An 18,235-nucleotide genomic window follows, 5' to 3' on the forward strand; every position below is an offset into this window, starting at 1 on the left:
ATCGATGATGTGGAAAAAATCCATGAAATTTGGAATTGCGGCATTGTTAATAACGGGGATGCTTGCGGGGTGTGGAAAAGCGAATAACACAACAGAAGAAAATGCTGGAAATACAGACACGAAGCAAGAAGAATCGTATTCTGGAACGATTACGCTAGCTGGATCCACTGCTCTTCAACCGCTTGCAGAGGAGGCTGCAAATCAATTTATGGAAAAATACCCTGATGTTTCGATTACTGTACAAGGAGGAGGAAGCGGAACAGGCGTTAACCAAGTTGCCGCTGGTGCTGTACAAATCGGAAACTCAGATGTTCCATCTGCAGAAAAATTAGAAGATAAATCGAAAGCAGGAGAGCTCATTGATCATAAAGTAGCAGGAATTGCTTTTGCGCTTGTAGTGAATAAAGATGTCAATGTCGATTCTTTAACAGTAAAACAAATTCAAGATATTTTCTCTGGAAAAATTACAAACTGGAAAGATGTTGGCGGAAAAGACGAAAAAATTAACGTCATTAATCGTCCTGCTTCCTCTGGAACACGTGCTACTTTTGAAAAAACGGTGATGAAAGACGTAAAAATAAACGAAGCGATTGGAACTGTTCAAGATTCCAATGGCGCTGTCGAACAAGCGATTAACTCGACGCCAGGATCGATTAGTTATGTTGCGATGTCGTACTTAATCGGCGAAAATAAAGATTTAAAAACGCTAAAAATCGATGGAGTAGAACCGACGATCGAAAATATTAAAACGGAAAAGTATCCTTTCTGGTCTTATGAATACATGATTACCAAAGGCGAGCCGAAAGATGCCGTGCGTGGATTTATCGATTACGTGAAAAGCGAAGAATTTGCTTCGAAAGTAAAAGAAATGGGTTACATTCCTATGTCCGAATTAGAGTAATTCCATTAAAGGCTGGCTACATCGTTTGGCCAGTCTTATTCTTCATGAGGTGATGGAAGGATGAAAGAGAAAAGAAGGCTGAATTATTGGAAAAACGAATATATCGGAAGGATCCTAGTCACTTTTTGCGGCCTATTGATCGTTATTACTACTCTTTCGATCATTGCGTTTATTTGCGGAAAAGGAATCCAGTCATTTACAGAAAACGGAATTTCTCTAAAGGAAATGCTGTTTTCAACAGAATGGAAGCCGAGTGATTCGCATCCAAAATATGGCGCCGTTATTTTTATCGTCGGGTCAATGCTCGTATCCATTGGAGCGGTGTTGTTAAGCACACCGATTGCGATCGCCCTTGCTATTTTTATGAATTTTATTTCTCCAAAATTCGGTTCAGCCGTACTAAAACCTGTTTTAGAGCTGCTTGTCGGCATTCCGTCCGTCGTTTACGGATGGTTAGGTGTTACTCTTCTTATTCCGCTTCTTCGTGAATGGTTCGGCGGTGTAGGATTTAGTTTGTTAGCTGGAATTATCGTATTAAGCATTATGATTTTACCGACTATAACAAGCATCGCGTCAGATGCGCTTAGTGGCGTTCCGTTTTCTTACTTAGAAGCGTCATACGGACTTGGGTCAACGAGATGGCAGGCGATCAGCCGGGTGATCGTTCCAGCAGCACGAACAGGAATTTTAACAGGTATCGTCCTTGGATTGGCGAGAGCGTTTGGCGAAGCATTGGCGGTGCAAATGGTAATCGGAAACACGGTGAAACTCCCTTCAGGATTATATAGTCCGACAGCGACACTAACAGGAATTTTAACGATGGATATGTCGAATACGATAAACGGTACTGCTTGGAACAATGCATTGTGGACATTGGCGATGATTTTGTTGTTTATTTCCTTTTTCTTTATTGTGCTTATACGAATGATCGGGCAAAGAGGGGAACGATAAGATGACATCGAGAGTGGTTGATAAAGTTTGGACAAGTATATTCTATGTCATTGCTGCATTCGTCATTAGTTTGCTTATCTTCTTTTTTGTGACGGTTTTGTCGAAAGGCTGGGGATTTTGGCAGCCAGATTTTCTGTTTGGAAAACCGAGCAACACGCAAGCAGGGGGAGGAGTTGGCCCGCAACTTATTAACTCGCTTTATATGCTTGTCATTACGTTATTGATTTCTGTTCCGTTGGGATTAGGGGCAGGAATTTATTTAGCGGAATACGCCAAACAAGGAAGAATGCTTAACTTTATTCGGCTGTGCATCGAAACGATGGCGTCTCTCCCATCGATTGTCGTTGGATTGTTTGGATTATTGGCGTTTGTGACGCTAACAGGATGGGGCTACACGTTAATTGGCGGCGCGTTGGCGATTACGATATTAAATTTGCCTGGATTGACGCGTATATGTGAGAACGCGATTTTAGATGTGCCTTCGAGCATAAAAGAAGGCAGTCTTGCGTTAGGAGCGACGCGGTGGCAGACGTTAGTGAAAGTAATTCTTCCGTCCGCTCTCCCGCAAATAATGACAGGGGTTATTTTAGCGGCGGGACGAATTTTTGGCGAGGCAGCTGCGTTAATTTATACAGCAGGATTGACGACGCCGTTATTAAACTTTGCTGCCGATTTATCAAGCAAAGCACACCCATTGAATGTTTTTCGACCAGCAGAAACGTTAACCGTACACATTTGGAAATTAAATTCAGAGGGAATTGTTCCAGATGCCAAAATCATTGCAGCGAAATCCGCAGCGATATTAGTGATAATGGTTCTTTTGTTTAATATTACCGCTCGTTTTGCGTCCGCTGCATTGCAGCGCTATTTTACAGGGAATCGCCGAAGAACAACCAAAAAGAAAATGAGCAATGTTGCATAAAAAAGCCACTATCGGAAGCGATAGTGGCTTATTCGTTTTGCGGTTTTGCTGAAGGAACTTCTTTGATCGCCAACAACAGCACGACAATCGAGACGAACCAATGAATAAATGGGGCATATGGCACAACCGTTTGCAACGCCTCCATAACGGTGAAAAACACCGTTGATAAAGTGACGGCATATGCCGACATAATCCAAGTATGGCGGTATTGCAGTTTTTTATCAAGAGTGCTGCACAAAATTAATCCGAAGAAGGCAAGGATACAGATGCCGATAAATTTACTTGCGCTTGCGAATAAATAAATAATGAGCAACGACAGTGGGATGAAAACAGGCAACAGTGACTGCATGGTTTCGATAAAGGAATGGACATCTTCATCTGTTATTTTCATATCTGGAAACGTTGAATAGCTATAATATTGCACTTGATGATTAGCAACTAATACAGCTTCATGTTTTAAAAGCCCGATGGCGTTGCTAAAACTCTCTACGTCTTCTTTTGTGACTTGGCCGGTGCTGTCAAAAATGATGGTAAAGCCGTGCTGATCAATATGAATGGGCTTTTTTGCAGAAGAATGCAATTGACCGTTTTCAATCGTAAACGAAGGAAGGTCATTTTGTAAAAGAGCGCTTGTATTGCGAATTCCTTCCACAAAAGAAGTAGTTAAGTAATAGAACATCGGCAAGATGGAAAGAAAGGTTAACAAAAATACATATCCAATCGTTTTTCCGATTCCTTGAAAGCGAAAACGTGCGATATCTTTCGGCGAGTATAAACTTTTCCATAGCTGCACAAACATATTCATCCTTGACACACCCTTCCTGTTCTCCATGTTCATTGTATATTGTGCGCGTTGATAATTCAACTAAAGACGCAGGTAATAAAAAAATCTCCTAGGAATGTTTTGGTTCCTAGGACAAACATGGGTCATATTTTAAACGTTTGCAGCAATCCATATTGGTAGTTGAAGACTTTAACATTGAAATTTTTTCAATCATTACTTCAGTGGACAGCTGCATTTGTTGTTCGATGGAGCGGATGACGACTTGTTTGTTTTTTTCATAACCGATATAAGCGATCATCGAGGAGGAGATGCACGTGATAAAAACAATGACGAATACTAAAATGGTCTGTAGGTTCCGGCTGCTGATCAAGGAAAACGGTGTGAAACGCACATTATTTATCGTAGATGGAAGTGAGAAAAACTTCGGCCAGGTCTGTTTATGTCGTTTCATTCTTTATTCGCTCCTTTATCCGTATGAAATCTGGTCATCCCCCAATGTAACGAATTATTTTTAATATTTTGTTAAGAGAATGTGTAAAGTATGTTAAGCAATGGGAGCTATAAGCAAATAAATTGAAACATTGTGGCAATTTTGGTAAGCTAATTTTAAACGAACGCATAATGGGCATAATGGTTATACTATTTTGCGTTCGGGTACATAAAAACAAAAAAGGAGGAGTTAGTATGGCTTTTGAATTACCGCAATTACCTTATGCTTATGATGCGTTAGAGCCGCACATTGACAAAGAAACCATGAACATTCACCACACAAAACACCATAACACTTATGTAACAAACTTAAATGCCGCTTTAGAAGGCCATCCGGATTTACAAAACAAATCGCTTGAAGAATTGCTCAGCAATTTGGAAGCACTTCCAGAAAGCATCCGCACAGCGGTTCGCAATAATGGCGGCGGGCATGCTAACCACTCTTTATTCTGGACCATTCTTTCACCAAACGGCGGCGGTGAGCCAACAGGCGAACTAGCAGAGGCTATTAATAAAAAATTTGGCAGTTTTGCTGCATTTAAAGAAGAATTTACAAAAGCAGCTGCGACTCGCTTCGGTTCTGGTTGGGCTTGGCTTGTAGTGAACAATGGCGAACTTGAAGTAACAAGCACGCCAAACCAAGATTCTCCATTAATGGAAGGGAAAACTCCAATTCTTGGCCTGGACGTTTGGGAACATGCCTACTACTTGAAATATCAAAACCGCCGTCCGGAATACATTGCCGCATTCTGGAACATTGTCAACTGGGACGAAGTAGCAAAACGCTACAGCGAAGCAAAAGCGAAATAATGAACTGATGCAATACAGAGATTGGGCTAAAAGGAAACTTTTAGCCCAATCTTTTTTGCAAAGGATAGTGATTTTTTCCTTTTTCCATCCCCGATGCATAGAACAGCGAAAAATTGCAACACTACCCTTTAGACGAAAAGGGGAGTTTACCATGGCAATCATCAAAAAAATTACTGGTCAAGAACAAATTACGCGGGATTTAGTGTTGCTGCTATGCATCGGCGGATTTTATGCATTGAGTGTTTCTCTTTCCAATACGTTCGTCAATGTGTATTTATGGAAACAGTCTGGAGAGTTTCGTGATTTGGCTCTATACAATTTATCAGTTGTTACGTTACAGCCGATAACGTTTATTTTCGCTGGAAAATTGGCAAAAAAAGTAGACCGCATTATTGTATTGCGGTTAGGTGTATCGTTTTTGGCGGTTTTTTTTATTACTGTTTTGCTTGTCGGCAGTCGTGCTCATTATTACTTGATTTTGCTAGGCGCCCTTTTAGGGATCGGGTATGGATTTTACTGGCTTGCCTTTAACGTATTAACATTTGAAATTACCGAACCGGAAACTCGTGATTTTTTTAACGGGTTTTTCGGCATTCTTACTTCGATGGCCGGAATGATTGGACCAATCGCTGCCGGCTATATTATTTCTTCTTTAGCCAATACGCGGGGATATACGCTGATCTTTTCCATTTCCCTCATCCTGTTTATCATTGCCGTCATTTTAAGCTTTTTTCTACATCGGCGACCGGCAGATGGAAACTATTTGTTTCTTCGCATTTTAAAAGAGCGGAATTATAATCAAAATTGGAGATTAATTACGAACGCTCATTTTTTTCAAGGGTTGCGTGAAGGAACATTTGTCTTTGTCATTTCCGTATTGGTGTATATTACTTCGAAAAGCGAGTTGGCATTGGGGAAATTTGGCTTTGTGAACTCGCTAACCTCATTCATTGCTTATTACGTTGTTTCCCGGCTGATGAAACGGAAATATCGGAAAAAAGCGATTTTATGCGGCGGTTTATTGCTATATGGCGCCATTTTTCTAATCGTTTTTCACGTCTCTTATCCGCGCTTGATTTTGTATGCGGTCACGATCGCCATTGCTTATCCGTTGTTGCTTGTTCCGTATTCTTCGTTAACGTTTGATGTAATAGGGAGAAGCTGGAAATCGGCGGAAATGCGGATTGAGTATATCGTCGTCCGTGAATTGTTTTTAAACGGCGGCCGGATTGTATCCATTCTGTCGTTTTTGGCGACGATCACCTTTTTTGAGGAAAAAACGGGAATTCCGATTTTAATGTTAATACTTGGAGCGGGGCATTTCATTATTTACTTTTTTATCCGCCGCATTCATTTTGATGACCATGAAACAGAGGAAGCAAGGCGGTCGTTTCTGCAGCCAAAGTTCACTAATGAAGAAGGGGGCTCCCCGGCATAGGCAGCCCCCTGTGCCATGTTTTTTTTTCTAGAAAAGTTGGCCTGTTTCTTTTACAATATAAGAAGAAAATGGGCGAGGAAAAGGAGGAAGCGGGTTGAAAAAGAAAAAACGGGCGCAAGTGCCGTTTCGGTTAAATATTCTTTTTTTTGTTGTGTTTTTGCTGTTTTCGGCGCTTATTTTACGGCTCGGTGTCGTACAGATTGTTTATGGAGAAGACTACCGGAAGGAGGCCGAGCGCACGGAAGATGAAATTGTCAGCACGCCGGTGCCGCGTGGAAAAATTTACGATCGCTATCATCAGGTGATCGTAGATAATATCCCGAGAAAAGCGATCACCTATACGCGTTCGAAGACAACGACACCGGAAGATACACTGAAAGCGGCGCGCAAGCTGGCGCAATATATCGACAAACCGGTTGATAAAGTAACGGAACGCGACATGAAAGACTATTGGATTTTGACGCGAAAAGAGAAAGCGGAAAAAAAAGTAAGTAAAGCAGAGCGGAAAAAGCTCGAACAACAAGGATTGTCGCAGAAGGAAATCGATAAAAAAGTGTATGAGCTGACATTAAAACGCATTACGCCAGCTGATTTAGCTGAAATTACAAAAAAAGAATTGGAAATCATTGCTATCAAACATGAAATGGACAGCGGCTATGCACTAACGCCGCAGACGGTGAAAAATGATCATGTAACAGATAAAGAATATGCAGTGGTGAGTGAGCATTTAGAGGAATTGCCAGGAGTAAATACGACCGTCGACTGGGACCGTCACTATGTATATGGAAATACGTTTCGTTCTGTACTCGGCAATGTGACGAAAGATGGTGAAGGAATTCCGCGCGAACGGATCGACTATTTTCTGGCACGTGACTACAGCCGCAATGACCGGGTTGGGAAAAGCTACCTTGAAGCGCAATTCGAGGATGTCTTGCATGGCAAAAAGGCAAAAATCAAAAATGTCGTGGACAAGTCCGGCAATGTGACTTCGATAGAGCAAATATATAATGGAGAGCGCGGGAAGGATCTTGTACTGACGATCGACATCGAACTTCAGAAGCAGGTGGAAAAAATCATCGAAGAAGAAATCATGGCAACAAAGCGGAAGGGACGATCCCCGTTGCTTGATCGGGCGTTTGTGGTGATGATGAACCCGAAAACGGGAGAAGTTTTAACCATGGCTGGAAAACTGCTCACAAAGGATGAACATGGAAAAACACAATTTGTTGATTATGCTATTGGCAACATCACCTCAGCTTATGCCATGGGATCAGCAGTCAAGGGAGCGATGGTGCTGACGGGCTTTCAAACAGGAGTATTGCATCCGAATACTTACATCGTTGACGAACCATTATATATTAAAGGCACGCCCCCTAAAAAGTCATGGCAGACGATGGGGACTATCAATGAGTTGACCGCGCTGCAGCGTTCCTCGAACGTGTATATGTTTAAAACGGCGATCGCCATCGGCGGCGGGAAGTATCGCCCACATCGGTCATTAAGCGTTAATCCGGAAGCGTTCACGACCATTCGCAAGTATTTTAGCCAATTCGGGCTGGGAGTAAAGACGGGAATTGATTTGCCAAACGAGCTCAGCGGCTTTCAAGGAAAAGCAACGGGAGCCGGGCTATTGCTAGACCTTGCCATAGGCCAATACGATATGTACACCCCGATGCAAATGGCGCAATATGTATCAACTATTGCCAACGGCGGCTATCGGATGAAGCCGCAAATTGTCAAAGAGATTCGCAAGGCGACGGATAATGCAAAGGAATTGGGGCCGATTGTCCAGCGATTTGAACCGGTTGTATTGAATCGGATCGATATGAAGACAGAGTATATTAAACGGGTGCAGGAAGGATTCCGCCGGGTGATGCAGATGCCGAAAGGAACAGCGTATGCGTATTTCGCCAATGCGCCATATAAGCCGGCTGGCAAAACGGGAACAGCGGAAGCATTTTATGACGGACCGATCCAAAGCAGACGAAATGATCCAACATATAATTTGACATTAGTTGGATATGCTCCGTATAATAATCCGGAAGTGGCGTTTGCTGTTGTCGTTCCTTGGGCGACGCAAGGAGAGAGCGACGGCATTAACGATAGAATCGGCAGACGAATTTTAGATGCGTATTTTAAGCTGAAAGCCGAGAGAGCAAAAGGAAATATTGCAAACAATACAACAAGCGGAAACACAGAGACAAACACGGAAGAAATGAATAACAACTAATAAATATCGGGAAAAGAAGGCACTTTCCGTACGGTGCCTTCTTTTTTTAATTTATTTTAACAAAAGCTTAACATTTAATTAAAACATCGTTAATAGTTTCGATTTATCCTAAGTTTAGAAGGTTTATTAAGCAAGTGATAGAAACGTTTTTTGTGAAAGCGATAGCGAATCAAAGGTGGGTTTTACCTTTTTATAGAAAAATAAAAGGGGAGACATTTATGGGTGCAACGGTAGCAATGGAACGAACTCATATGAATATATTAAGAGAAACCGCGAAAAAGGAGACGGTATATCATACAAACCAACTAAATGTATGGTACGGAGAGCATCATGCTTTAAAAAATATTCACTTATCTTTTTATGAAAAAGAAATTACAGCGATTATCGGCCCATCTGGCTGCGGAAAATCCACTTATATTAAGACGCTAAACCGAATGATTGAATTATCGCCAAATGTCCGCATTACTGGCGAAGTTACTTATCGCGGCCGTAATATTTTTGATCCTTCTTACCACGTAGAAGAGTTACGGATGCATGTGGGAATGGTTTTCCAAAAACCGAACCCGTTTCCTAAATCCATTTATGATAATGTTGCTTACGGTCCACGCATTCATGGGATACGAAATAAAAGTACGTTAGACGACATTGTCGAGAAAAGTTTACGTGCCGCAGCACTTTGGGATGAAGTAAAAGATCGCCTTCATGAGCATGCACATATGCTTTCAGGGGGACAGCAGCAACGGTTATGCATCGCCCGCTGTTTGGCGGTCGAACCGGATGTTATTTTGATGGATGAACCTACTTCTGCATTGGACCCAGTGTCAACAGCAAAAATTGAAGAACTGATGCAACAGTTGAAGGAACACTATAGCATTATTATCGTTACTCATAATATGCAGCAAGCGGCACGTATTTCGGATAAAACTGCATTTTTTCTAAACGGAGAAGTAATCGAATTTGGAGATACGCGTCAATTGTTTTCCAATCCGAGAGATAAACGAACAGAAGATTATATTACAGGACGATTTGGATAAACATCGTAAATGGGGTTATTCCCTTGTTTTAGGGAATAACCCCATTTTTATCGGATTTGTTCGTGATAAGATTGCCTATTTCTCCATAACTCATACCGCTATGTACCTTGTAAGTACCGGCACGAACGTCGCGGGTTAGCCTATGTGTTTCTAAATAGGTTACAAATGCATCAGCATCGGGAACAATATGGGCATCTTCTAATTTTTGCGCGAAGTCGTTTGGCGCTTCGCCTTTTTGAATCGTAAGCAAGTAAACGTATACGGTTTTGGATGAAGGTGGATTGCTTGAAACAGAAGGAGTCCTATCCTGTTTAGCTGCTTCTTTTAACTTTTTATATTCTGATTCACTTATCGCAATCAGCCCTTCTTTTTTCAGTGACTCATGAAGTTTTGTCGTTGTTAACGTGTCGGATTCCATGTAGTAAGCAGCGCCAATGACGGAAGTAGCAAATAGCATTCCAAGAGCGATGGAGCGTATCGTTTGCTTCGTCATCATCGTGCCAATCCCCTTAAAATCATGCGTACTTCTTCCGTTGTAAGGGCGGTTTCGCGGGCGATTTGTTCATGAGAGAGTCCTTGTTTGTAAAGAAACAGCACGCGCTTTTGGGAAGAAGAAAGCAGCCCATCATGGCGGATAGGCATGGCGTTCGATCCATTCTCATGCGGAATAAGCAATTCTTCTTCCAACACTTGCAGCCGTTTTTTGATTTGATAGGTTTCCTGCGCCAGCGAAATGGTGAGATGGTCGATTTGTTCTTCAAGACGGTTTATTTCATCTTTGCCAAAAAAAGAAACAATAAAGAGAAAAATAGATAGGACGGCCAAAGCGATCATCACATATTCGATCATCATTTATCACCCTACTTCACTATACCATAGCTCGTTTATTCAAGAAATACTTCATTGATCAAGCGAAAAAGATGCAATTTAGATGTGGAAATCGCCATAAAAAAATGCTATCATAGAAAGGTCTGATTATAATAAGTTCAACTAAAGTAGTTTGGAGGGAAGATACATGCGCGTGAACATTACATTGGCTTGTACAGAATGCGGTGAACGTAACTATATTACGTCCAAAAATAAACGCAACAATCCAGATCGTCTTGAATTAAGAAAATATTGCCCAAGATGTAAAAAGACATTACTTCATCGTGAAACGAAGTAAGCAGTAGGAAATAAGTTCCTGCTGCTTTTTGTCTTTTTATGGTGGACTTAGGCGGAATGTGGATAAGGGAGGAAAAGGAAAATGGAGGAAAAAAGGCAAATCCGCAAACGGATGCAAGCAAAGCTGGAGCAATTAACCGATGAGGAAAAACAAGCATATGATAAACAAATCGCAGAAAAGCTATATGAACTGCCGCAGTGGAAAAATGCCCGCGTCATTGGCATCACGATTTCGAAAGGAAAAGAAGTCGACACCATTCCCATCATTGAACGGGCCTGGCAAGAAGGGAAAACGGTGAGCGTGCCAAAATGCGATCCGGCAACAAAGACGATGGTATTCCGGAAGATCGTATCTTTTTCCCAGCTTGAGTCGGTATATTTCGGTCTGCGCGAGCCAATCGAAACGTTGACGAACGAAGTAAAAAAAAGCGATATGAATATCATCATCGTTCCGGGAATATGCTTTTCCAAGAATGGTTATCGAATTGGATATGGCGGAGGATATTATGACCGCTATTTGCGGCATGTATCAGTGCCGACGATTTCATTGGCCTATTCTTTCCAAGTCGTCGACTCTCTGCCTATAGAAGAACATGACGTTCCTGTGCAAATGATTATTACAAACGAAGGGGTTATACAATGTAATGAATGAATGGCAATATATCATCGTTTCCGCTATTGTGGCGCTCGGAGGGTGGTTTATCCGTTCGCTTTCCATTTCCGGAGCAATCGCGACTATCATTGTTGGCACGATCGTTGGAATCGGATTTTCATGGAACGGATTAATACTGTTAGGATTATTTTTTGTCAGTTCCAGCATGTGGAGCAAAATCGGCAAAAACAAGAAAAAAAAGCTAATGGAAAAAGTAGAAAAAGGGGAGTGCCGCGACTATATACAAGTGTTCGCAAACGGGGGGATTCCTGCCTTGATCAGCTTCCTTTCCTTATTCCACCCATCACCGTCCTGGCTCCCTTTGTTTCTTATTTCCGTTGCTGCCGCCAACGCGGATACATGGGCATCGGAAATCGGCAGTTTAAGCAAACAGCCGCCAAGATTATTGACAAATTTCAAAAAAGTGGAAGCAGGAACATCGGGGGCGGTGACATTGCTCGGCACGGCTGCCGCCTTTTTCGGGGCTGCTTTTATCGCTGCTGCAGGCGCTGTTCAATGGGAAAACATTTCTGTTATGACGATCGCCTTTTTCGGGTGGCTTGGCAGCTTGTTTGATACATGGTTTGGTGCGGTCTGGCAGGCGGTGCACCGCTGTCCGATATGCGGGATGCAAACGGAACGAAAGGAACATTGTGGACAAAAAACGGTGCATATGAAAGGGTACCGTTTTGTCAACAATGATGTGGTGAATGTTTTATCTATTGCCTGTTCCACATTGATTTACGTCGTTTTATCCATTTTCTGAAAAAGGCAGATGATATATGAACGACGGAAGTTTTTTGCTAAAAACGGCCCATTTTTGGTCCGTTTTTTCTTTTTTAGCTGTTGCTATTATTTCATAATTTATCAATGAATGGGAAAAAGAATAAAGAGGAATTTGTATAATAGAGGGAGTGGAACGATGAACAAGTTTGTCTATCTGTTATTGGCGATTATAGCCGGCATAGTGATATACCGCTACCGCTATCGAGTGGTAAACGCTTTATTAAGTGTCCGAATTTTGCAGAAGTGGTTTGTCCGCTCATCCATGAGTGTTCCGTTTGTCCGCAATGCAATGATTTCCCAGATATTACGCTAAGTGTGGTACAATGAAACAGTGGGATGCCATTTGGTTTGATCTTGACGATACGCTTATTGACTATGAGCGGACATTCCGCACGGCCATTTACCATTGCTTTACAACGTTTTTCCCAAACCAAGCTGTTTCTTTTTTGCCATGGTTTCGTGTATTTAAAGCATACTGCGATCGCTATTGGCCGGATTATGCGGGAGGGCGCTTGACGAGAAAGGAGTATCGCCGCCTTCGCTTCCTTGAGACGATGCGTGTTTTTCATATAAAGATAAGTGTGAAAACGGCAGATGAGTTTCACGCCTATTTTGATGAAGTAGTCGGCCGTTTTGCAATTGCGCTGCCAGGAATTATTTCGCTGCTCGAACGGTTGCAAAGCCTTTCGCTTCCGCTTGGTATTATAACCAATGGAGAAAGTGCCATTCAGCGTGAGAAAATTGCGTACGCCGGGTTGCGCCGCTTTTTCTCCGACGACGCAGTGGTTATTTCCGAGGAGGTTGGATGTGAAAAGCCTGATGTGGCGATTTTCCGCTGCGCCCAACGTCGATTGCCGTTTGGAAAACAGCCGGTATATATCGGTGATTCTTGGGAGCTGGATGTGATGGGAGCGCTTCATGCTGGATGGCGGGCGATTTATTTCCAGCAGCAACCTGTTTCCGCCGTTTCGGCGCCATCTGCCGTCATCTGCCTTAGTGTGGAACAGTTAGCTTCCATATTGCTGGGGGAGCCTCATGTTATGGAAAAAAGGGGGAGGAGACGTTGAATGGGAAAATGGAATGGCTATTTTGGCAGCTCATTTATTTTTTTATAAAACAGCGTTACCGGATTGTCCAACTATCCCACCGCGTGAATGAAATTTGGCTGGAGTCACTGGAGAATCGGCGTGTTCCGCTCGTCCGCATCGTGCGTGATGATATCGATTGGGGACAACAGCTGAAACGGGATATGGAATATGCTTGGCGTGTTGTCGGGCAACTACCGAGGCGGAAAATTGGTAAAGCGGACCAAGTGGTGAATATTTATATTTCCACCTATCCTCCTGTTGATGATTGGGAATTTTTGATCGCAAAGCCGCTTCCGCTTCCGCAGCGGCGGAACGGCGTATTCCGGACGCTTTTGATCCACTCGGGGAACATCGAGCATTCGCTGCAACAGCTAACAGACACGATCGAAACGCCTATTGTTCTTTCTCCTATCAGTGATGACAGCGATCCATTTTTCGAAGCGGAGCGGCTGAAACACCGTATTTTCCAGGAAGTAAGGGAACAACAGGAACGAGAAAGAAGGTTGTTTGAATACGGCAAGCCTGTTTTTACCTATATTTTTATCGTTTTGCAAGTAGCGTTGTTTCTGTTGATGGAATGGAGCGGCGGCAGCACGAATCCCGAAGTGTTGATTCGATATGGGGCAAAATTTAATCCCCTTATTTGGGAAGGGGAATGGTGGCGCTTTTTTACACCGATTTTTTTGCACATCGGGTTTTTGCATTTATTGATGAATACGTTTGCGCTTTACTATTTAGGCATGATGGTGGAACGTCTTTACGGATCGTGGCGCTTTTTCTGCATCTATATGATTGCCGGTTTTTTTGGGACGCTTGGCAGCTTTTTGTTCACGTCGTCCCTTTCCGCGGGGGCATCTGGCGCCATTTTTGGCTTATTTGGAGCCTTGCTTTACTTTGGGACGGTATATCGGCATCTTTTTTTCCAAACGATCGGGACGAATATTATCAGCCTGATTATTATCAATCTGTTATTTGGAATCGTTGTTCCCGGAATTGATAATGCCGGCCATATTGGCGGGTTGATTGGCGGATTTCTTGCCGCCGGTATCGTCCATTTGCCCAATCATGTTGCTTGGAAGCGGCAAGCTCGTTCCTTATTTGTCACGGTAAGCATTGCTGCTTTAGGTTTATTGATCGGATTCCGCCTTTAGGTTATTTTTTGGATTAACTGAAATTTCTCCCCGTTTTCCGCCTCAATCAGTACAATTAAGTGGGAGTAGTCTTTGCTTATTAAAATAAGCGGTACGGTGCTGCCGATTGGCGAGAGGATGGAACCATCCTCTTTTTTTATGCCGAGGAAATAAGATTTATACATTCCTTCCCAAAGCTTCCCGATGATTTCTTGTGTTTTTTTCATCGAAAGGTCTGGCAGCGGCTGTTCATTATACATAATTAAGTCAGGTAAATATAATGAATAATATTGCTGCGCTTGGATGGAAAAGTGTGATAAAAGCGATTGGGCTTTATGCTGAAGATATCCGTTTGTTGTTTTGTTTAATATTCGTTGCCACTCTTTCTCCTCTTCTGTTGTCGCTCGGCGAAACGACGTGAGCGGGTGGTACGGCGAATCGATGACATATAAATAATCGCTTGTCATCGTCTGGCTGCTCGTAATGGCATTTCCTTCATGGAGTTCGCCATAGTGAAACGAAATCGTTTGAAAAAAACGGCTATCTTTGGCTGTTACTTTTTTTCGCTGTGTTAACGTTTTCCTATGACTCTCCCATTTAGAAAGACGGTCGATAAGGCGGCCATCCGCAAAAAGCAAAGAAATATCCTGACGTAAATAGGCGGTTCTGTCTAAGGAAGAGGACGTTGACCAAAGCAGTGAATATTTTCCCCTCCGTTTTTGCGGCTGCAGCTGCAACGTCGTTTTTGCTTCCTTAAATGTAGCTTGCGGGTGGATCGGGAAAAAGATAATCGTTTCTTTTGTTGAATTATGGGAATAAAGGGAAAATAACGGAATCAAACATAAAAACGCTGCTGCGATCGTCATGATTGGAATGGTCCATTTTCTCATAGAACCCCCCCACGATGGACAAGGTTTTCACCAATATATGCTTACAAAGTCAAATTTATGTATGAATTTGTTTGCGGCTGTCAAAGATGAATGGTATCAAGATTGCAAGGAAATGCAGGTGGGATCACATTGGAAAAAAGCAGAAACAAACGGTTCGTTTCCCGGAACATACAAGACAATATTGCCTATTTGCAGCAAAGGCTTGGCGTCGGGAAGAGTTTTGATGTCATACAGCTTGACGTCGAGTATGCGGGAAGGGCAATGTCGTTTTTTATGATCGATGGGTTTGTCAAAGACGATATTTTACATTATTTAATGAGAAGATTATCGTTTCTCGAAAAAGAAGAATTGCAGATACATCCGCTTGAACAACTATTAAAAACGTATATTCCGTACGTAGAGTTAAGCAAAACCAATGATCTGGAAGAAGCGGTCGGTGCGGTGCTCGCCGGGCCGACTGCGTTGGTGGTAGACGGCGTCGATTATATTATTTTGATTGATGCGCGTACATATCCGGTTCGCGGTCCGCAAGAGCCGGATAATGAACGGGTCGTGCGCGGGGCGCGCGATGGCTTTGTTGAAACGCTTGTATTCAATACGGCGCTGATTCGCCGCCGCGTCCGCGACCCATCTTTGCGCATGGAATATTTGCAAGTGGCACGCCGCTCGAGGACCGATATTTGCATTTGCTATATTGAAGAAATCGCCGATCCGGAATTAGTCGAGCGTGTGAAACAATCGATTGCCAAAATTGATACTGACGGGCTGGTAATGGCGGAGAAAACAGTGGAAGAGTTTATTTCAGGAAGGCATTGGAATCCGTATCCAGTAGTCCGCTATACGGAACGTCCGGATACGGCGGCGGCGCATTTATATGAAGGTCATGTGCTCGTCATTGTCGATGGTTCGCCAAGTGTGTTAATTACGCCTGCGACGTTTTGGCACCATCTCCAGCACGCCGAGGAATACCGCAACAAGCCGATTGTTGGCGCCTATTTGCGGCTTGTGCGCTTTTTAGCGGTTTGGGCTTCTATTTTTCTATTGCCGCTTTGGTATTTAATGATGACAGAACCGCAGTTATTGCCGTCGTCCCTCTCTTTTTTAGCGAAGGCAAAACTGGGTGATATTCCGTTATTTGCGCAAATTATCATGATTGAAATTGGCCTTGATATGCTGAGGATGGCGGCGATCCATACCCCTTCATCTTTAGCGACGGCACTGGGGTTGGTCGCCGCGCTGATGATCGGCGGAATTGCGGTAGAAGTCGGTCTGTTTTCGAACGAAGTAATTTTATATTTTTCGATTGCCGCTATTGGGAGTTTCGCGACACCAAGCTATGAAATGGGGCTTGCCAATCGTCTTGTTAGAATTGGGTTGTTAGTTTTAAGCGGAGTATTGGATCTATACGGCTATGTGGTTGGCATTGCGATGTGGATCATTGGCCTTGCGCGCATGAACTCGTTCGGCGTGCCGTATTTATGGCCGTTTATTCCTTTTTCCTATCGAGCGATGCGCGATGTGCTCATCCGCTCCCCGATGCCGTTGAAAAACCGGAGGCCGACCGTGCTGCATCCGCGCGATCCGGATCGGTGAAACAGGCTATGCGAGCGTTTTGCTCAAGCAGCCTGTTTTTCTTTTTTCCTGCTTGACGAAAGCAGTGGTTTGTTTATACATTTATATTGGGTAAAAAGAGGTGCAGGTGAAAATAATGAAAACGGTCTATGACGTACAGCAGCTTTTAAAACGGTTTGGGACGATCATCTATGTAGGAGACCGTCTAGCCGACTTAGAGTTGATGGAAGAAGAGTTAAAAGAGTTATACCAATCGCAATTGATTGACGTAAAAGATTTTCAAATGGCGCTTTTTATTTTGCGGCATGAGGCGCAGATCGAAAGAGAAAAACGAATGAAAAAGGAATGAAGAGACGATGGCAGAAAAATGGCTTGTTGGCGTCGACTTGGGCGGCACAACGACAAAAATGGCCTTTGTAACGACAGACGGGGATATTGTACATAAATGGGAAATTGATACTGATCTTTCGAATCAAGGAAAAAACATTGTCAAACATATCTCCCGATCACTGCAAGAAACATTGCAGCGTTTAGGGGAAAACAAAGACCGGCTTTTAGCCATTGGCATCGGTGCGCCGGGACCGGTGCATATGGAAACGGGAATGCTTTATGAAGCAGTGAATCTAGGCTGGAAAAATTACCCGTTGAAAGAAGAATTAGAGAGGGAAATGTCTCTTCCTGTCGCGGTAGATAATGATGCGAATATCGCTGCCCTTGGCGAAATGTGGAAGGGGGCTGGCAGTGGAGCGCGCGATTTGATTTGCGTTACGCTTGGCACTGGTGTCGGGGGCGGAGTGATTGCCAACGGCCAAATTGTGCATGGCGTCAATGGCGCCGGCGGCGAAATCGGCCATATGACGATGATTCCAAGCGGCGGGGCACCGTGCAATTGCGGAAAAAGCGGCTGTTTGGAAACCATCGCTTCGGCCACGGGAATTGTAAGGATCGCAAAAGAAAAATTAGCAACATCGGACCGGCAGACGCTGCTTCGCCCTGACGCTGTAACGGCTAAGGCAGTATTTGACGCCGCGAAAGCAGAAGATGCATTGGCTTTAGAAATTGTCGAAGAAGTAACGTTCTATCTTGGCTTAGCGTTAGCGAATGCTGCCAATGTTTCCAATCCGGAGAAAATTGTCATTGGCGGCGGGGTTTCGAAGGCGGGGAATATATTAGTAGAACGTGTCACCACCCATTTCCGCCGCTTTGCGTTTCCGCGCGTTGCTGAAGGCGCAGCGATTGTATTGGCGACGCTTGGCAATGATGCGGGAGTTATCGGCAGCGCATGGCTGGCCAAAACGTCATTGCCAGCATAAAAGGATATCTATGTCTAAAACGGTTCATCGAAAGGCTGATTATTCGATGAATCGTTTTTTATTTTTCATTTTTCGTCGTCC

General features: G+C 43.4%; 21 protein-coding genes. 16 read left to right on the forward strand and 5 right to left on the reverse strand.

Annotated elements, in window-relative coordinates; all coding sequences use genetic code 11:
• The first annotated feature begins 4 nt into the window (after window positions 1-4).
• The 3 genes from BV455_RS14195 to pstA are packed head-to-tail and all read left to right on the forward strand — an operon-like array spanning window position 5 to window position 2,774.
• Window positions 5-901 (forward strand): phosphate ABC transporter substrate-binding protein PstS family protein, encoded by an 897-nt coding sequence (locus tag BV455_RS14195; RefSeq protein WP_017435075.1) that lies wholly within the window; start codon window positions 5-7, stop codon window positions 899-901.
• A gap of 60 nt (window positions 902-961) precedes the next feature.
• Window positions 962-1,852, forward strand: coding sequence for a phosphate ABC transporter permease subunit PstC (pstC, locus tag BV455_RS14200; protein WP_017435076.1), 891 nt, complete (start codon window positions 962-964; stop codon window positions 1,850-1,852).
• A gap of 1 nt (window position 1,853) precedes the next feature.
• Entirely contained in the window at window positions 1,854-2,774 is a 921-nt protein-coding gene (pstA, locus tag BV455_RS14205) for a phosphate ABC transporter permease PstA (protein WP_042406238.1), read from the forward strand.
• A gap of 28 nt (window positions 2,775-2,802) precedes the next feature.
• Here the strand turns inward: pstA and BV455_RS14210 are convergent, their stop codons facing one another.
• Window positions 2,803-3,579, reverse strand: coding sequence for a DUF1189 domain-containing protein (locus BV455_RS14210; RefSeq protein ID WP_017435078.1), 777 nt, complete (start codon window positions 3,577-3,579; stop codon window positions 2,803-2,805).
• A gap of 106 nt (window positions 3,580-3,685) precedes the next feature.
• A complete protein-coding gene (locus BV455_RS14215; protein WP_061579656.1) occupies window positions 3,686-4,009 on the reverse strand; it encodes a hypothetical protein in 324 nt (107 codons plus the stop codon).
• 233 nt (window positions 4,010-4,242) lie between these two features.
• Here BV455_RS14215 and sodA point away from each other — a divergent pair, with 233 nt between their 5' ends.
• The 4 genes from sodA (at window position 4,243) to pstB (ending at window position 9,559) form a co-directional block, all read left to right on the forward strand.
• Window positions 4,243-4,857 (forward strand): superoxide dismutase SodA, encoded by a 615-nt coding sequence (gene sodA / locus BV455_RS14220; protein ID WP_017435080.1) that lies wholly within the window; start codon window positions 4,243-4,245, stop codon window positions 4,855-4,857.
• Window positions 4,858-5,008: 151 nt separating this feature from the next.
• Window positions 5,009-6,295 (forward strand): MFS transporter, encoded by a 1,287-nt coding sequence (locus BV455_RS14225; RefSeq protein WP_017435081.1) that lies wholly within the window; start codon window positions 5,009-5,011, stop codon window positions 6,293-6,295.
• 94 nt (window positions 6,296-6,389) lie between these two features.
• Complete coding sequence (locus BV455_RS14230) at window positions 6,390-8,525, forward strand: peptidoglycan D,D-transpeptidase FtsI family protein (RefSeq protein WP_017435082.1); 2,136 nt, start codon at window positions 6,390-6,392, stop codon at window positions 8,523-8,525.
• A gap of 218 nt (window positions 8,526-8,743) precedes the next feature.
• Window positions 8,744-9,559, forward strand: coding sequence for a phosphate ABC transporter ATP-binding protein PstB (pstB, locus tag BV455_RS14235; RefSeq protein ID WP_017435083.1), 816 nt, complete (start codon window positions 8,744-8,746; stop codon window positions 9,557-9,559).
• 28 nt (window positions 9,560-9,587) lie between these two features.
• Here pstB and BV455_RS14240 read toward each other — a convergent pair whose 3' ends face one another.
• Both BV455_RS14240 and BV455_RS14245 read right to left on the reverse strand, forming a co-directional pair.
• Window positions 9,588-10,055, reverse strand: coding sequence for an endolytic transglycosylase MltG (locus tag BV455_RS14240; protein WP_174407464.1), 468 nt, complete (start codon window positions 10,053-10,055; stop codon window positions 9,588-9,590).
• Window positions 10,052-10,408: a hypothetical protein gene (locus BV455_RS14245; RefSeq protein WP_017435085.1), complete on the reverse strand. Its 357-nt coding sequence runs from the start codon at window positions 10,406-10,408 to the stop codon at window positions 10,052-10,054. The genes BV455_RS14240 and BV455_RS14245 overlap by 4 nt, the downstream gene beginning before the upstream one ends.
• A 166-nt stretch (window positions 10,409-10,574) precedes the next feature.
• On the opposite strand from BV455_RS14245, the gene rpmG reads away from it, so the two are divergent.
• From rpmG to BV455_RS14275, 6 genes are all read left to right on the forward strand, one after another.
• Window positions 10,575-10,724 carry a 50S ribosomal protein L33 gene (gene rpmG / locus BV455_RS14250; protein ID WP_071532933.1) on the forward strand — a complete coding sequence of 50 codons (150 nt, stop codon included), beginning with the start codon at window positions 10,575-10,577 and terminating at the stop codon, window positions 10,722-10,724.
• 81 nt (window positions 10,725-10,805) lie between these two features.
• On the forward strand, window positions 10,806-11,375 hold the full coding sequence (locus BV455_RS14255) for a 5-formyltetrahydrofolate cyclo-ligase (RefSeq protein ID WP_042406230.1): 570 nt from the start codon (window positions 10,806-10,808) through the stop codon (window positions 11,373-11,375).
• Window positions 11,368-12,141: a DUF92 domain-containing protein gene (locus BV455_RS14260; RefSeq protein ID WP_017435087.1), complete on the forward strand. Its 774-nt coding sequence runs from the start codon at window positions 11,368-11,370 to the stop codon at window positions 12,139-12,141. Before BV455_RS14255 ends, BV455_RS14260 begins: the two co-directional genes overlap by 8 nt.
• Before the next feature lie 156 nt (window positions 12,142-12,297).
• The gene (locus BV455_RS14265) at window positions 12,298-12,474 is read left to right on the forward strand and encodes a hypothetical protein (RefSeq protein WP_017435088.1); all 177 of its coding nucleotides are present in this window, start codon (window positions 12,298-12,300) and stop codon (window positions 12,472-12,474) included.
• 10 nt (window positions 12,475-12,484) lie between these two features.
• On the forward strand, window positions 12,485-13,228 hold the full coding sequence (locus tag BV455_RS14270) for an HAD family hydrolase (RefSeq protein ID WP_042406227.1): 744 nt from the start codon (window positions 12,485-12,487) through the stop codon (window positions 13,226-13,228).
• Window positions 13,225-14,400 carry a rhomboid family intramembrane serine protease gene (locus tag BV455_RS14275; protein WP_042406225.1) on the forward strand — a complete coding sequence of 392 codons (1,176 nt, stop codon included), beginning with the start codon at window positions 13,225-13,227 and terminating at the stop codon, window positions 14,398-14,400. Before BV455_RS14270 ends, BV455_RS14275 begins: the two co-directional genes overlap by 4 nt.
• Here the strand turns inward: BV455_RS14275 and BV455_RS14280 are convergent.
• Window positions 14,397-15,269 (reverse strand): hypothetical protein, encoded by an 873-nt coding sequence (locus BV455_RS14280; RefSeq protein WP_017435091.1) that lies wholly within the window; start codon window positions 15,267-15,269, stop codon window positions 14,397-14,399. The genes BV455_RS14275 and BV455_RS14280 overlap by 4 nt on opposite strands.
• Window positions 15,270-15,398: 129 nt before the next feature.
• Between BV455_RS14280 and BV455_RS14285 the strand changes: the two genes are divergently transcribed.
• From BV455_RS14285 to BV455_RS14295, 3 genes are all read left to right on the forward strand, one after another.
• Complete coding sequence (locus tag BV455_RS14285) at window positions 15,399-16,862, forward strand: spore germination protein (RefSeq protein ID WP_017435092.1); 1,464 nt, start codon at window positions 15,399-15,401, stop codon at window positions 16,860-16,862.
• A gap of 115 nt (window positions 16,863-16,977) precedes the next feature.
• Window positions 16,978-17,190: a YqgQ family protein gene (locus BV455_RS14290; protein WP_017435093.1), complete on the forward strand. Its 213-nt coding sequence runs from the start codon at window positions 16,978-16,980 to the stop codon at window positions 17,188-17,190.
• Window positions 17,191-17,197: 7 nt separating this feature from the next.
• Window positions 17,198-18,154 (forward strand): ROK family glucokinase, encoded by a 957-nt coding sequence (locus BV455_RS14295; protein WP_218687284.1) that lies wholly within the window; start codon window positions 17,198-17,200, stop codon window positions 18,152-18,154.
• Window positions 18,155-18,235 lie beyond the last annotated feature (81 nt).

This window comes from Parageobacillus caldoxylosilyticus (assembly GCF_019272935.1).
Taxonomy (GTDB): domain Bacteria; phylum Bacillota; class Bacilli; order Bacillales; family Anoxybacillaceae; genus Saccharococcus; species Saccharococcus caldoxylosilyticus.

Bases quoted from the DNA above. Each gene is read 5' to 3' on its own strand.
- BV455_RS14215 (WP_061579656.1), bottom strand. From the start codon at position 4,009: ATGAAACGACATAAACAGACCTGGCCGAAGTTTTTCTCACTTCCATCT.
- BV455_RS14225 (WP_017435081.1), top strand. From the start codon at position 5,009: ATGGCAATCATCAAAAAAATTACTGGTCAAGAACAAATTACGCGGGAT.
- BV455_RS14295 (WP_218687284.1), top strand. From the start codon at position 17,198: ATGGCAGAAAAATGGCTTGTTGGCGTCGACTTGGGCGGCACAACGACA.
- BV455_RS14255 (WP_042406230.1), top strand. From the start codon at position 10,806: ATGGAGGAAAAAAGGCAAATCCGCAAACGGATGCAAGCAAAGCTGGAG.
- BV455_RS14245 (WP_017435085.1), bottom strand. From the start codon at position 10,408: ATGATCGAATATGTGATGATCGCTTTGGCCGTCCTATCTATTTTTCTC.
- BV455_RS14290 (WP_017435093.1), top strand. From the start codon at position 16,978: ATGAAAACGGTCTATGACGTACAGCAGCTTTTAAAACGGTTTGGGACG.
- BV455_RS14210 (WP_017435078.1), bottom strand. From the start codon at position 3,579: ATGAATATGTTTGTGCAGCTATGGAAAAGTTTATACTCGCCGAAAGAT.
- BV455_RS14265 (WP_017435088.1), top strand. From the start codon at position 12,298: ATGAACAAGTTTGTCTATCTGTTATTGGCGATTATAGCCGGCATAGTG.
- pstA (WP_042406238.1), top strand. From the start codon at position 1,854: ATGACATCGAGAGTGGTTGATAAAGTTTGGACAAGTATATTCTATGTC.
- BV455_RS14270 (WP_042406227.1), top strand. From the start codon at position 12,485: ATGAAACAGTGGGATGCCATTTGGTTTGATCTTGACGATACGCTTATT.
- pstC (WP_017435076.1), top strand. From the start codon at position 962: ATGAAAGAGAAAAGAAGGCTGAATTATTGGAAAAACGAATATATCGGA.
- rpmG (WP_071532933.1), top strand. From the start codon at position 10,575: ATGCGCGTGAACATTACATTGGCTTGTACAGAATGCGGTGAACGTAAC.
- BV455_RS14260 (WP_017435087.1), top strand. From the start codon at position 11,368: ATGAATGAATGGCAATATATCATCGTTTCCGCTATTGTGGCGCTCGGA.
- BV455_RS14195 (WP_017435075.1), top strand. From the start codon at position 5: ATGATGTGGAAAAAATCCATGAAATTTGGAATTGCGGCATTGTTAATA.
- sodA (WP_017435080.1), top strand. From the start codon at position 4,243: ATGGCTTTTGAATTACCGCAATTACCTTATGCTTATGATGCGTTAGAG.
- BV455_RS14280 (WP_017435091.1), bottom strand. From the start codon at position 15,269: ATGAGAAAATGGACCATTCCAATCATGACGATCGCAGCAGCGTTTTTA.
- BV455_RS14240 (WP_174407464.1), bottom strand. From the start codon at position 10,055: ATGATGACGAAGCAAACGATACGCTCCATCGCTCTTGGAATGCTATTT.
- pstB (WP_017435083.1), top strand. From the start codon at position 8,744: ATGGGTGCAACGGTAGCAATGGAACGAACTCATATGAATATATTAAGA.